General features: G+C 69.6%; 12 protein-coding genes. 8 read left to right on the top strand and 4 right to left on the bottom strand.

What is annotated here, in order from left to right; genetic code table 11:
- The first annotated feature begins 177 nt into the window (after window positions 1-177).
- From ACTMTI_RS39555 to ACTMTI_RS39535, 5 genes are all read left to right on the top strand, one after another.
- Complete coding sequence (locus ACTMTI_RS39555) at window positions 178-486, top strand: hypothetical protein (protein WP_441125894.1); 309 nt, start codon at window positions 178-180, stop codon at window positions 484-486.
- 207 nt (window positions 487-693) lie between these two features.
- Window positions 694-1,275, top strand: coding sequence for a recombinase family protein (locus ACTMTI_RS39550; RefSeq protein ID WP_441125893.1), 582 nt, complete (start codon window positions 694-696; stop codon window positions 1,273-1,275).
- 50 nt (window positions 1,276-1,325) lie between these two features.
- On the top strand, window positions 1,326-2,153 hold the full coding sequence (locus tag ACTMTI_RS39545; RefSeq protein WP_441125891.1) for a Tn3 family transposase: 828 nt from the start codon (window positions 1,326-1,328) through the stop codon (window positions 2,151-2,153).
- Window positions 2,122-3,288: a tyrosine-type recombinase/integrase gene (locus ACTMTI_RS39540; protein WP_441125890.1), complete on the top strand. Its 1,167-nt coding sequence runs from the start codon at window positions 2,122-2,124 to the stop codon at window positions 3,286-3,288. The genes ACTMTI_RS39545 and ACTMTI_RS39540 overlap by 32 nt, the downstream gene beginning before the upstream one ends.
- Window positions 3,288-5,405 (top strand): tyrosine-type recombinase/integrase, encoded by a 2,118-nt coding sequence (locus tag ACTMTI_RS39535; protein WP_441125889.1) that lies wholly within the window; start codon window positions 3,288-3,290, stop codon window positions 5,403-5,405. The genes ACTMTI_RS39540 and ACTMTI_RS39535 overlap by 1 nt, the downstream gene beginning before the upstream one ends.
- 100 nt (window positions 5,406-5,505) lie before the next feature.
- Here the strand turns inward: ACTMTI_RS39535 and ACTMTI_RS39530 are convergent, their stop codons facing one another.
- Window positions 5,506-5,886, bottom strand: a complete 381-nt coding sequence (locus ACTMTI_RS39530; protein ID WP_441125888.1) for a hypothetical protein — start codon at window positions 5,884-5,886, stop codon at window positions 5,506-5,508.
- A gap of 215 nt (window positions 5,887-6,101) precedes the next feature.
- Here ACTMTI_RS39530 and ACTMTI_RS39525 point away from each other — a divergent pair, with 215 nt between their 5' ends.
- Window positions 6,102-6,584: a Tn3 family transposase gene (locus tag ACTMTI_RS39525; protein ID WP_441125887.1), complete on the top strand. Its 483-nt coding sequence runs from the start codon at window positions 6,102-6,104 to the stop codon at window positions 6,582-6,584.
- Here the strand turns inward: ACTMTI_RS39525 and ACTMTI_RS39520 are convergent.
- Window positions 6,536-7,864 carry an alpha/beta hydrolase gene (locus tag ACTMTI_RS39520; protein ID WP_441125886.1) on the bottom strand — a complete coding sequence of 443 codons (1,329 nt, stop codon included), beginning with the start codon at window positions 7,862-7,864 and terminating at the stop codon, window positions 6,536-6,538. The two genes, ACTMTI_RS39525 and ACTMTI_RS39520, sit on opposite strands and share 49 nt — an antisense overlap.
- Before the next feature lie 67 nt (window positions 7,865-7,931).
- On the opposite strand from ACTMTI_RS39520, the gene ACTMTI_RS39515 reads away from it, so the two are divergent.
- Together ACTMTI_RS39515 and ACTMTI_RS39510 are read left to right on the top strand one after the other, a co-directional pair.
- Window positions 7,932-8,507, top strand: coding sequence for a TetR-like C-terminal domain-containing protein (locus ACTMTI_RS39515; protein ID WP_441125885.1), 576 nt, complete (start codon window positions 7,932-7,934; stop codon window positions 8,505-8,507).
- A gap of 102 nt (window positions 8,508-8,609) precedes the next feature.
- On the top strand, window positions 8,610-9,539 hold the full coding sequence (locus tag ACTMTI_RS39510) for a tyrosine-type recombinase/integrase (RefSeq protein ID WP_441125884.1): 930 nt from the start codon (window positions 8,610-8,612) through the stop codon (window positions 9,537-9,539).
- A 97-nt stretch (window positions 9,540-9,636) separates the two neighbouring features.
- Here the strand turns inward: ACTMTI_RS39510 and ACTMTI_RS39505 are convergent, their stop codons facing one another.
- Both ACTMTI_RS39505 and ACTMTI_RS39500 read right to left on the bottom strand, forming a co-directional pair.
- Entirely contained in the window at window positions 9,637-9,867 is a 231-nt protein-coding gene (locus ACTMTI_RS39505; RefSeq protein ID WP_441125883.1) for a hypothetical protein, read from the bottom strand.
- Window positions 9,868-9,972: 105 nt separating this feature from the next.
- Complete coding sequence (locus ACTMTI_RS39500; protein WP_441125882.1) at window positions 9,973-13,077, bottom strand: BTAD domain-containing putative transcriptional regulator; 3,105 nt, start codon at window positions 13,075-13,077, stop codon at window positions 9,973-9,975.
- Window positions 13,078-13,137: the final 60 nt, after the last annotated feature.

Genomic DNA, 13,137 nt, shown 5'->3' with positions numbered 1-13,137 from the left:
TGTCCGCTCGGAACTGCTGTCCTGCTGGCCCTACCGGTACGAGGAACTCGAAGTCGAGCTGCACCGGGTCGGACTCCGGACGGAAGTGAGCACGTTCGATCTTGAGGCCGAGAACTATATGGTGGTCGCGAGCAAGGTATAGACACCGGGCTCTCAGTCCCCGGTCGGACCGCGCGGTTGCTCGCAGGACGCTTGCGCCCTCTCATCGGTGCGGGTCAAGCGGTCAACGCAACGCCTTGTAAGTACTTCGAGACCCGCAGCCGGACCGAAGAATGGGCCCAGGGCGGGCAGGCCGTCCAGATGAGGTTCTGGGACCGGCCGCTGCACGCGATGACCGAAGCCTTCACCGCCGCGGGCTTTCGCATCAGCGTCATCGGCGAACCGCCGTTCGTGCCGGAAGCCCGCGAACTGTTCCGCGAGGAGCTCAGCAGGATCCCCGGCACGAGGTTCCTGAGCTTCCTGTTCTTCGTTCTCGAAGCCAATTAGGTGCACACAGCAGTGATCAATTGCCATGGTTAGCGCTTCAGCGTGCGATTCCCGCCAACTGAAGCGCTAAGTCACACGCGGTGTTCCGTAAGGGGATCCCCCACCGGAACACCCGCCAGCCACGACAGCACTCCAGGTCAGGGTGTTCCGTATAGGTGTTCCGCGTACTGTTCCGATGAAGGGGCCCTATCCGGAACACTTCAGAGCGTGAACAAAACCCGAGTCGGGTACGCGCGTTGCAGCACCGACGAACAAGACGTCGTGATCCAGACCGAGCAGCTCCTGGCCCTCGGCGTGCCCGCCGACCGCATCTACATCGACCGCGGCTTCTCCGGGACCACCCGCCGTAACCGCGCAGGCCTCGACCAGGCCCTGGCCGCCGTCTGGGACGGCACCGTGTTCACAGTGACGAAGTTCGACCGCTTCGCCCGCGACATGGCTGAAGCCAACGACATCCTGACCGACCTGTCCGGCCGGGGCGTGCTGTTCGGCCTGGGCGCCTCCGTCTACGACTGGAACGACCCGTTCGGCCGGCTCTTCCTGCAGACCCTCGCCATGGTCGCCGAATTCGAAGCGAATATCGGGCACCAGCGCACCCGCGAGGGCATGGCCCTGGCCAAGAGGAACGGCAAGCTCAAGGGCAAGCAGCCCAAGCTGCCCGAACCGGCGCGGCGTTCCATCCGCCGCCGCTACGCCGAAGGAGAGGTGTCCCTGGCCGACCTGGCCCTCGAGTACAGCGTCGGACGCTCCACCATCCACCGCATCATCCACGGACCAGAAGCGCGATAACGACTGTTCCGCGCCGACACACCGCCGCCCTGGACCGGCTGGACAAGGCGATGCGTAAAGACACCACCGGCGGGGTGAAGATCACCCGGAAGAAGGGCGAGCCGTGGATCAGCGTCCCGCCGCTGGGCAAGCAGGAGGAGCCGACAGGTCTGAAGGCGCTGAAGGCGGAGATCTCCCGCCGATGGGGCGTGATCGACCTGCTGGACGTGCTCAAGGACGTGGCCCACGTCACCGACTACACCGACGCTTTCACCTCGGTGGCCTCGCGGATCGTCATCGACCCGGCGGTGCTGCAGAGACGGTTGTTGTTGTGCCTGCACGGGCTGGGGACGAACGTGGGGATCAAGCGGGTGGCCGACGGCGTGGCCGCGGCCGCGCTGCCGCCCGGGCAGCTCGACAACGAGGCGGCGCTGCGGCGCACCCGCCGGCTGTTCATCAACCGCGACAATCTGCGCGAGGCGATCCGCCTCATCGTCAACGCCACCCTGAAGGCGCGCGACACGGCGCTGTGGGGCGAGGGCACCTCGTGCGCGTCCGATTCGCGCAAGTTCGGGTCGTGGTCGGCGAATTTCATGACCGAGTGGCATGAGCGCTATCACGGACCGGGGATCATGGTCTACTGGCACGTCGAACGGCGGTCGGTGTGCATCTACAGCCAGGTGACCTCCACGACCGCCTCGGAGGTGGCCTCGATGATCGAGGGCCTGCTGCGGCATCTGACCGACGCGGAGATCGATCGCCAGTACACCGATACTCACGGCGCTGTTGTTACATGGACACCTCTTGCCCCATCTGCCCAACAGGATGCGGCGAGTTCATGGGAGATCGGGAAGGTTCGGTCCGGAGGTGTCTGTGCGGGTTCGGCAGCAGTACGGTGAGGACGGCGCGCGCCGCGTCGAGCTGCTCGATGAGGACGGCGAGCCGATCGAGGTGGTGGCGGGGTTTCTGCGGTTCTTGGCGGCCCGGGACTGCTCGCCCAACACGCTCGTCTCATACGCCTACGACCTTCGCCACCTGTGGCGGTTCTTCGCCCGTGATGGCCTGACCTGGCAGGAGTTCGCTCCGCGACATTCGATCGCGCTGCTGGAGTACCTGCGATCGGTGCCCTCGCGCAGGCCTCGCCAGCGCATGGCACTGACGGTCGTGGTGGACGCCGATGGCCCGGCCACCAGGCTGGCCCCGAGCACCGTGAACCGGGTCCTGGCTGCTGTCGCCTCCTTCTATGAGTACGTGATCCTGGCAGGGATGTTCGACCGGCTGAATCCGATCGAAAAGCGGCCGGACCCGGCGCTGGCGCGCGTCTCGGAGCGGCATCGGCCGTTCATGGGGCGGGCCAGCCGGCAACGTCCGGTCCGCCGGGCGGTGAAGGTCAAGACGGTGCAGCGGTTGCCGCGGCCTCTGAGCGAGGCCCAGGTCAAGGCGCTGCTGGAGCAACTGCGCGGCAAGCGGGACCGGGCGATCGTGCTGCTGATGCTGCAGGGCGGACTGCGGCCGGGTGAGGCGCTGGGCCTGCACCTTGAGGACATCGCCTACGGCCGCCGGCGCGTGGTCGTCCGCCACCGCAACGACCATCCCAAGGGCGCTCGATCCAAGTCCCGCACCGAACGCGTCGTCGATCTGCACGAACCCGAGACCCTGGCCGCGGTCAGCGTCTATGTAATGGACGAGCGCCCGGCCGACGCCGACAGCCCGCTGGTATTCCTGATCGGTGGCCGCGGCAAGAGGCGGCTGGAGGCATTCAGCTACGACGGGCCGGTGAAGATGTTCACCCGCGCCACGACCAGAGCCGGGATCCGGACGCCCTGGGTGACACCGCACGCCTGCCGGCACACGCACGCGACCGCGATGTGGGAGGGCGGCATGCGGGAACTGGCGCTGCAGAAGCGGCTGGGCCACGCCTCGCCGGAATCGACCCGGATCTACACCAGGGTGTCTGATCCGGCGGTGGTGGGCGAGTACAACCGGGCGCTCGGCGGCCAGGCCGTGGACGGCCCCGAGGACGGGAAGTCCTGATGGCCGGACACATGTCGGTCGCCGCTCTCGCGGCGACCCCGGTCACCCCGACGGGCAGGCCGAGGCGGCGGCACTGCCGCGAGGCGGAGTATCTCGCCTACGTACGCGACCAGGACATCAATCCCAACTACCGCAACCAGAAGATCCGCCGGTATCGAGCGTTCATGGACGCATGGCCGCGGATGAGCGACTGGTTCGCCGCCCCGCTGGTCGAGCGGGTCGGACGGCTCCCCGGGGAAACCCACAAGGCCCCCTCCTTCCCGGTGTCCTTCCATGCGCGCCCCTATCTGCTGTTCCTCGCTCTTCGCGGCCACGTCACCTTCGACTACGCGTGGACGTTCGGCGCCGGTCAGATCCGGGTCGACGACTGCGCCGCAGCCATGGGGATCGACCTGGGCACCGACGAGCTGATCGAGGAAGCGGTCGCGCTCGGCTACAACGGCAACTCCGCGCGGCAGGCCATGCGCTGGACGGTCGGCCGGATCGCTCTGCACACCGGCATCCGGCACGCCGGCGAGCTCACCGAGGACCACATCACCGAGGCACTGGAGGCCGTCCGACTGTTCAGCGAACGCGACGACCTGCATCTCTTCTATCCTTCGGCGCAGAACTACCGCGACAACGCCGCCAAGCAGTGGATCACCCACCTGCATCAACTGCAGGTGGTCCTGTTCCACCGCGGGCAGATCGCCTCCCAGCCGCGCAAGCTGATGCCGTCCTGGAAGCCGCCGCTGGTGCTGCCGCCCCGCATGCAGACAGTCGCCGACAAGTGGCTGGCCGCCCACCGGCTGACCGACGCCCCCTTGACGGTGGAGAAGCTAGAGATCGCCCTGCGCAAGTTCGGCGAGTGGCTCGCCGAACACCACCCCGAAGTCGTCTCCTTCGCCGACGTCACTCGCGATCACTGCCTGGGCTGGGCCGAGTCCCTCGCCGAGACACCGACGGAGAAGACCGGCAAGCCGCTGGGCCCGGTCACCCGCAACCAGCGGATCTCCGCACTGGCACTGATGTTCCGGGACGCTGCCGCGTGGGAGTACGACGACGTCCCCGGCTTTGCGCCGATCAGCCCGCGAGACGCGCCCAGGACGCAGCAGCGGATCCCCCGATTCATCCCCGATCACGAGCTCGACCTCGTAATGCCGATCATCAACGAGATCACCTGCCCGTTCCAGCGCGCGGCGCTCTTGGTTGCCCGCTGGTCCGGCGCCCGCCGTGACGAGATCCGGCACCTGCCGATCGACTGCCTCGACCACTACCTCGACGGAACGCCACGGCTGCGCTTACCCGGCCGCAAGACCTACAAGGAACGCGCCGTCCCGATCCACCAGGACGCCGCCGACGCCCTGCAGAAGGTCATCGACCTGCGCAAGACCGGCACAGACCGGCCCTTCACCGACCCCCGCACCGGCGAGCAGATCCGCTACTTGTTCATGGACCACGGCAAGCAGCTGTCGCTCTACTACCTGTTCAACACCCCGATCCAGCAGGCATGCATGCAGGTCGGGCTCGTCGTCCCCGGCGGGAAGAAGAACGGCCCCGGAGTTCGGGGCACCATCTCCGCCCACAGGTTCCGGCACACCGTCGGCACCCAGCTCGCAGAACGCGGCGCCAAGTTGCACACCATCATGAAGGTCCTCGGCCACTCCTCGGTCTCCATGGCACTCGTCTACGCCCAGATCAGCGACCAGGAGGTCTTACGCGACTACAAGTCTGTCCTGGCCCCCGGCGCCGTCATCGCCGGCCCCGCCGCACTCGACGTGAAGTCCGGCGTCCTGCCCGACGAGGCGGTGCACTGGCTGAAGACCAACTTCTTCAAGACCGAACTCGAACTCGGCCACTGCCTGCGTCTGCCCGCCGAAGGCCCGTGCGAGTGTGACCTCTACCTGACCTGCGCCAAGTTCGTGACCACCCCCGAATACGCGCCACGGCTCAGGGCCCGCCTCGACGTCGAACAACAACTCGTCCAGGACGCGGACGACCGCGGCTGGGCTCGCGAGGCCGAACGGCACACCGCCATCGCCCGCCGCCTCCAATGCCTGCTCACCGACCTCGGCGAGACCACCGCTCCGGGTGACTGCAACGCTTCAGGAAGGTCTTCATGCAGGTCGACGGACTGAGCGAGCCGATCACATCCATCGCGAGTCCGCCGCTCGGGTTGATTCACCCGAGGGAAAGTAACTGAGAGTTACATCTGGCATCTGGGACCGTAAGTGGCGTTCACCAGCAGCGGAGGTCCCCGGTGCCAGAGGAAATCGTGTCGACGGCGACCGATACGTGGTCGGCAGACTCCTGCAAGGCGCTGACGCTCAGCTCGGAGAAGTTCGCGTCGGTCCGCATGAAGGGGGCCGCCTCGTAGTACCGCTTGATCTCCTCGGGTGGGCGTTCGGTGCGGAGGCTGAAGGCGAAACCGGCCCAGCAGTCGCCGGAGTCTCCAGTCACGGGCCCCTGGGGTTCGGACCCGCCGAACGTCGTGCCCGGTGGCAATGGATGCTTGAGGGCTAGATTCTCGAGGCTCGCCAGGCGGTGATCGGTGATCCACTGCGGGGCCATCGCGGCGGCGTACAGCAGGAGGAAAGGCGTGGCGGCGATGGCCGCCACGAGTGACACCCGCTTCAGAGCAGATGGCCGGGAAGTCTCACCCACAGGTCGCACTCGCCAATGATCACATAAGAGTCGCAGGCACGCGCCGGTTCATTCTGCGAGCACTGATCATAATCAACGTTACTCAGCGCTATCTTGCGTCCGGTCGGGCTGACCCGAGTGGTGGGCCTCGCACGGCGAGCGCCCCAGCCTGGCAGGCGGGTACCGGAGTGATGGCGATCGGTCGGCCTGAGCGGGCGACAAGCCTTGACAGTGTCCACATAACCACCACCGTCCGGTTCGCCTTCACCGAACTGCTGGGCTTCAAGCTGCTGCCCCGGATGAAGAACATCGGCGCGATCGAGCTGTACAGTCCCGACGCCATCCAGACCGCCTGGCCGAAGGTGGACAAGATCCTCAAGAAGCGTCCGATCGACTGTGACCTCATTGCCCGCAACTACGACCAGATGATCAAGTACGCGACGGCGCTGCGGCTGCGGACAGCGGAAACCGAGCAGGTCCTGCGCCGTTTTATGAAGGGCAACGGCCCCAAGCACCCGGTCTACCTGGCCCTGACGGCCGGTTCCGGTTGGACATGGAGACTCGGCTCGACCTCACTGCGGCGTGAGCGGACCTCCGGTGGGATGACATCGGCCCGCTGCGAGCCTCACCTGTGGTCGCGGAGGAAGGCGGAGATGCCGGTGCGGGTTGGGTAATTGGGCAGGGGCGACGGCTCGCCCTGGAGGAACGCTGTGATGACGGCGGCGGCGCGCTCGTTGTTGTCGTCGAGGCCGTTCCACATGCGGTGTCCGACGCCGGGCATGTATTGGGTTCGCTCGATGGCGGGGTCGGTGGCGAGGATGCTGGTCTGCCATTGGCGTGTCTGTGAGGAGCATTCGGCGATCATCAGCATTGCGGGGGTCCGGGAGCGGCTCAGCCCGGGGGCGATGGAGGGTGAGTCTTTGATCGTCTGCTGGATCCGTAGGCTGGCGGCGGCGTTGAAGGAGAAGTTCTCCGCGGTGTCCTCGGTTGGGATGCGGCCGGCGTCGCGCGCGCAGTAGGCGGAGGCGGTGTCGCTGCCGAGATCGGCGGCCTTGAAGGCGTTGACGCCTTCGGCCTGCGTGATCAGGCCGGTGTCGGGCGGCAGGAGCCCGAGTTGGATGAGGGCGAGCGCGACGGCGTACCGGGGGACGTGCGTCGCCCGCGCTCCGGTCGGGGCCGGGGCGAGGCCACGCGCGGACGCTCTCCCCGGTTGCCCGCTGGTGAGTGCGGTGGGGCCGTCCATGGGGCCGGGTTCGGCGATGATCGCCCGATGTACGCGGGCGGCGGGGTCCGGGGTGGCCAGGGCCCGGGTGAGCACGATTGCGCCCGCGGAGAACCCGAGGACGTCGGCCGGGCCTTTGTTCAGGCGGTCGATGAAGGCGGCGAGGTCGCGTACGGACCTGGAGATTGTGTACTGCTCCATGGGCAGCAGGTCGCTTCGCCCGCCGCCGGGGTGCTCGTAGGCGTACACGTCGTAGCCCTGTCCGGCCAGGAGCCGCAGGAAGCGGTGGTCGAGCACAGAGATGGAGCGGACGGGCCCGCCGTGGAGGTAGACGAGCGGCGTGGGACGGCGGGGGGCGTCGGCGGCGGGGGGATAGTGGTAGACGGCGACCCGGCTTCCCGTGCTCAGGCTCCAGCGTTTCGTCGCGACGAAGGGCAGGTCGGGCAGGTACTGCCGGGTCGTGGGAACGGTGGGGACGCAGACCGACGCTGTGAGCGCGGCGGCGGCGACCACCGGGACGAAGGGCCACAGCCGGCCCGGCCAGGTACGGCCCCGGCCTCGCCACAGTGCGGCGATGATGCCGACTGCGAGGGCGGTAAGCCAGGCGGCGAGCCCGGAGCGCGCGCCGTCCGTCACTACGACGAGGGCGAGGAACAGCCCGGCCAGCCCCACGACGGCGAGCAGGGCCAGGATCAGACGGCCGAGGAGGCGGAGGGGGACGGGGAGAGACATATGAGTTTCCAAACGCTGTTTCAAAACGATGTTTGGAAACACTACCAGCTCGGCTAGGCTGGTCGTCGTGGGAAGGCCGAGAACGAACGACGACACCGTGAAGGACCGCCTCATCGAGTCCGCGACCGAGATGTTCGCCACCCGCCCACGGGAGTCGATCACCATCCGAGCCCTGGCCGCCGCCGCCGGGACCGCGACCGCCGCGGTCTACTCGCTGTTCGACGGCAAGGACGGGCTGATCGCCGAAGTGCGCAACAGGGCGGTCGCCGGGCTGTCCCGGGAACTGTCGGCGGCGCCGACCTCCGATGACCCCCTCGCCGACCTCTATGCGCTGGCGGTCGCGTACCGGCGATGGGGGCGCGAGCACCGCCACCTCTACACCGTGTTGTTCGGCGGCGTGCAGAGCTTCGACCCGTCCGGCGAAGTGGGCGCCGCAGATCCCGTCAGGCCGCTCATCGAGGCGATAGACCGCGCTCGATCGGCCTCCGCACTCTCGGGTGACGCGACCTCGATCGCGCTCTCCCTCTGGGTGACCCTGCACGGTCTGGTGACGCTCGAACTGGCCGGGGCCCTCGACACCGCCACGGCCGAGGCCACCTTCCGCTCGGCGATCCCCGCCGCGCTGCGCGGCTGGGCAGCCTGACCTCATGTCGTGCGCTGCGACCAGGAGATACAGTCACCGCGGTGGTACGCGACTCCGGTACGTTATCCGGTACATCGCCGCAGGCGTCGCGCGGCGGTCGGCATGAGCGCCGCGCCGAAGATCTCCGCTCTGCGCAGCGGGCGCGTCACGCTCGCCGCGGCCGCCGACGCCTTCCTCGCCACCCCGCGCACGGCCAACCCCAACACCCACCGCGCCTACGCCTCGGCCATCGACCGCGTCATCGCCCTCCTTGGCCGGGACCGGCCGCTCGCCGAGGTCGCCGACGCCGAGATCGGCACCGCGCTCACCGAACTGTGGGGGGCGAGCGCGCCGGCGACCTGGAACCGCAACCGCGCCACCGTCACGTCCTGGCTCGCCTGGTGCCAGGCCAAGAAGCACTGGGCCGCGCCGTCGGTCCCGGCCGACGCTGAACGCCGCAGGGAAACCGTCGACGAGACCCGCGCCGTGGCCAGGACCACGATCCACCGGCTGCTGTCACGCCGCGACATCCCGCTCCGGGAGAAGACGCTGTGGCGGATGCTGTACGAGACGGCGGCCCGAGCCGCGGAGATCCTGGCGTTGAACGTCGAGGACCTCGACCTGGAGCACCGGCGCGCCCCCGTCCGCTCCAAGGGCGGCGCCACCGAGTGGGTGTATTGGGACAGCGGCACCGCCCACCTGCTGCCCCGGCTACTGCGCCTATCGGACGGCAGCACGCGCACGCACGGTCCGCTGTTTCTGTCCGAGCGGCGCCCGGTCCCCGCTCGCCGCCCGGCCGCGGCCGACATCTGCCCGCACACCGGCCGCGCCCGCGCCCGCGTCCTGCTGGAGAAACACGCCGGGCTCGATCTGCACCAGCTGCGCCACAGCGCCGCCACCCACCTCGGCGAAGCCGAAGTCCCGCTGCAGCTCATCATGGGCAAGACCCGGCACAAGAACCCGCGCACCGCCATGCGCTACGTCAAACCCGGCGCCGAAGCCATCGCCAAGGTCACCGAGGTCCTGGCACCGCGCCGCCGCCGTACCCACTGATCAACTGAGTGGCGGCTCACCGGAGCTATAGGAGTTCCGGGCCTACACCGCTGACACCGACGATCGGTAGGACTGCCACGCCGCTGGGCGGAGCATTTCAGCGCAACTTGCAGACCCACCTGGCCACGCTGCAGGCGTTGACCAGGGCGAACGCAGCTCGCATGTACCTGGTGACGGCTTCGTTAACGACAGGCCTACTTGGGGCACTGCCGAGCAGGATCATCTGGTCGCGCTCACGAGGGTCGACGAAGGTGCGCTTGGCGTAGGTGAAGTGGTCGCCCACGACACCGGCCGACGGGGAAACAGTGCCATGGTGCGGCTTTTCCACTCCCCCGACCCGCATGTCTGAGCTGCGGCGGGCCGAGTCAGGTGAGCCCGCGGGCGTTGTCCGCAGCGTGTCTGTCCGATGAGACCCGAGAGACCTGGTGACCTCTTATTCGGGACCGCAGCCGGACGAAGTCCGGTGGTGCCGTTGCAGGACGGCGATGGGCGCGTCGGCACCCTGCAGGCGTCCGCGGGCGAACTCCTGGGCAAAGGCGTCCGCCCCCATGGCGCGCTGGGCGGCGACCGTGATTCGGTCGACGTCACCCCGCTCGCCCGCCGGCAACGGAGCCCTCACTGAGTCACGTGCCGCTGAGCCGGCGCCCAGGAGGCGGGCCGCCGTCCGGTGATCGCCCGCACCCACGTGCGCTCCTGCCAGCCCTTCCAAAGCGAGCGCCACGGCGCGCTGGTCGCCGATGGTCCGGGCGGCCTCCAGCCCTTCCCGGTGCAGGTCGAAGGCCATGCCGGGGTCGCCGCGGAGCTCGGCGACGAAGCCGAGTTCGGCCAGGATGAGCGCGGTGCCCGGATCGCCTCGCCACTGACGGCACCAGTCCAGCCAGGCACGCAGATGCCGCTCTGCGGTGTCGAGGTCACCGCGTCGCCTGGCGGCCAGGCCCAGGCCCACCTCTGCGAACTGTTCCGTGCGGGTGTTCAGCTGGTCTGCGGCCAGCCGCCTGGCCCGCTCGTGGTACTGGTCGGCCTCGGCGTAGGAGCCGGTCAGCAGAGCGATCCGGCCCAGCATGGCGAGGCTGTCGGCGGCCTGGGGCCAGAGCTGGAGGTCTTCGGCGATGTCCAGGGCGTCGCGGTGCAGGGCGCGGGCGCGCTCGTAATCGCCGCTGACCTGGGCGAAGGACCCGAGCAGGTGCGTGGCCTGTAGCAGTCCCCAGCGGTCACCTTCCTCGCGGAAGAGCGCCAGGCTGTGCTCGGCGTCGTGGCCGGCCGCGTCCAGGTCGTGCACGGCGGTGTGGGAGGCGTGGACGCTCAGCGCCGCAGCGATTCCCCACGTGTCATCCAGCGCGCGAAACGTCGTGAGTGCCCGGCCGGCCAGGCCTAGGCTGACGGACGGGTCGTCGAAGCCGGAGTGGGCGAGGCTGAGGAGCCATTGCGCCTCGGCACGGTCCCGCGGGTCGGCGATCCGCGCGCAGAGCTCGTCGAGGTGCCCAGGCAAGGCCGCCGCGGGCTGATCGCGGATCAGCAGGCTCACGCCGGCGTGCCAGGCGGCGGCCACGGCCCGCAGTTCCTGGTCGCCGCCGAGCGTCAGCGCCAGCTCCAGTGAGCGGCGGGCCTCGCCGAGGCGGCCGCGCAGGAACCAGTACCACGACAGCGCGGTCACCAGCCGAAGCGCCCGGTCCGCGGCGCGCCGCCGTACCGCATCATCCAGCGCCGAGCGCAGGTTGGCGGCCTCGGCGTCGAGGCGGCGCAGCCAGTGCCCCTGATCAGGCCCGTGCAGGTGCGGCCGGGTGCGTACGGCCAGCGCGGTGTAGTACGCCCCGTGCCGCTCCCGCACGGCCTGCGGCTCTGCGGCCTCCTCGAGGCGCTCCAGGCAGTAGGCCTGGACGGACTCCAGCAGCCGGTACCGGTCACCGCTCACGACCACCAGGGATCGGTCCACCAGCCGCGCCAGCAGGCCGAGCACCTGCGAGGAGCGCACGCCGTCGCCCGCGCAGACCGTCTCGGCCGCCTCCAGCGTGCATCCGTCGGCGTGGACGGCGAGGCGTCGCAGGACGGCACGTTCGGAGCCGGTGAGCGGCTCCCAACTCCAATCGATCATGGCGCGGAGCGTCTGTTGCCGCGGCGGGACGGCGCGCCGACCCGTGTCCAGCAGATGGAAGCGGTCATCGAGCCGGGCCGCCAGCTCGCGGGCACTCAGAGTGCGGGCCCGGATCGCGGCCAGCTCCAGCGCGTACGGCAGGCCGTCCAGCCGCTTGGCGATGGTCTCCACGGCGGGCTTGTCCAGGGCGAAGCCCGGTGCCGCGGCGGCGGCACGCGCGGCGAACAACCGGACGGCGCTTTCCAGGTCCAGCGGCGGCACGGCGTGCACGTGCTCGCCGGGAATGTCCAAAGGGACCTGGCTGGTCGCGAGAACCCGTAGCCCAGGCGCGCTGGTCAACAGCTGCTCGGCGAGCTCGGCGACCGCGTCCACCACGTGCTCACAGTTGTCCAGCAGCAGAAGTAGGTGCTTGCTCCGCACGGCCGAGGCCAGGCGGTCCGCAACGTCGTGCCGGACGCCCAGGGCGGCCGCCACCGCCTCGGCCACCCGGTCCATGTCGCTGTGCCGGTCGAGCCCGGTCAGGTCGGCCAGCCACACGCCGTCGTCGTAGCCGGGCGCCAGCCGAGCGCCGGCCTCCAGCGCCAGCCTGGTCTTACCGACACCGCCCGGGCCGGTGAGGGTGACCAGGCGGGCGGCGGCGAGCAGCTCGCCTACCTCCTCGACGGCCTTCTGCCTGCCGACCAGCTCGGTGAGCGGGACGGGAAGGTTGGTGCGGCGGGGGCCGAGCGCAGGGTCCCCGCGCAGGATCGACTGGTGCAGCGCGCGCAGCTCCGGGCCCGGGTCCACACCCAGCTCCTCGGCCAGCCGGGTGCGGATTTCGTGATAGCCGTTCAGCGCCTCGCCCTGCCGGCCGTCACGGTAGAGGGCCCGCAGGTGAACAGCGCGCAGGCGCTCCCGGAGCGGGTGGCGGGCGACCAGGTCGGCCAGCTCGGCCGACAGCCCCCGCTCGCCGAGCGCCAGCCGGGCCTGCGCCTGTTCCTCAATCGCGGCGAGCCGCTGCTCCTCCAGCCGGAGGGCGGCCGCACGGGCGAACTCCTCGTCCGCGTATTCCACGAACGCGGGTCCGCGCCACAATGCCAGCGCGTCACCGAGCATGGCTGCCTTCTCCGCGGGATCCTCGGCCGCCCGGGCGCGCGCGAGCAGCGACTCGAAGCGGTCCGCGTCCACGTCCCCGGAGTCCAGGAGGTAGCCGGGAGCGCGCCAGGCCACGAGCGCCGGATCGCCCAGGGCCTTGCGCAGCCTGGACACCTTCGCCCGCAACGCGGCCACGGGATGCTCCGGCAGCCGCTCGCCCCACAGGACGTCGATCAGCAGGTCGGCGGGCACCACGCGCCCGTGGTCGGCCAGCAGGACGGCAAGCACGGTGCGAACCTTCGCCTCGGGGATATCGACCTCGCGGCCGTCTTCCGCCCGCACGGTGAGCGGACCCAGCACCCCGAAACGCATGAGACCACAGTACGGCGGCATCCGACCGGCATCGAACCAGAACCCTCGCCCGGCAGGCTC

Origin of the sequence: Nonomuraea sp. H19 (assembly GCF_052068215.1) — a bacterium.
In the GTDB taxonomy this organism is placed as follows: domain Bacteria; phylum Actinomycetota; class Actinomycetes; order Streptosporangiales; family Streptosporangiaceae; genus Nonomuraea.
This window is presented reverse-complemented; position numbering and strand designations above follow the sequence as displayed.

Bases quoted from the DNA above. Each gene is read 5' to 3' on its own strand.
- ACTMTI_RS39545 (WP_441125891.1), top strand. From the start codon at position 1,326: ATGCGTAAAGACACCACCGGCGGGGTGAAGATCACCCGGAAGAAGGGC.
- ACTMTI_RS39535 (WP_441125889.1), top strand. From the start codon at position 3,288: ATGGCCGGACACATGTCGGTCGCCGCTCTCGCGGCGACCCCGGTCACC.
- ACTMTI_RS39525 (WP_441125887.1), top strand. From the start codon at position 6,102: ATGGCGATCGGTCGGCCTGAGCGGGCGACAAGCCTTGACAGTGTCCAC.
- ACTMTI_RS39520 (WP_441125886.1), bottom strand. From the start codon at position 7,864: ATGTCTCTCCCCGTCCCCCTCCGCCTCCTCGGCCGTCTGATCCTGGCC.
- ACTMTI_RS39510 (WP_441125884.1), top strand. From the start codon at position 8,610: ATGAGCGCCGCGCCGAAGATCTCCGCTCTGCGCAGCGGGCGCGTCACG.
- ACTMTI_RS39500 (WP_441125882.1), bottom strand. From the start codon at position 13,077: ATGCGTTTCGGGGTGCTGGGTCCGCTCACCGTGCGGGCGGAAGACGGC.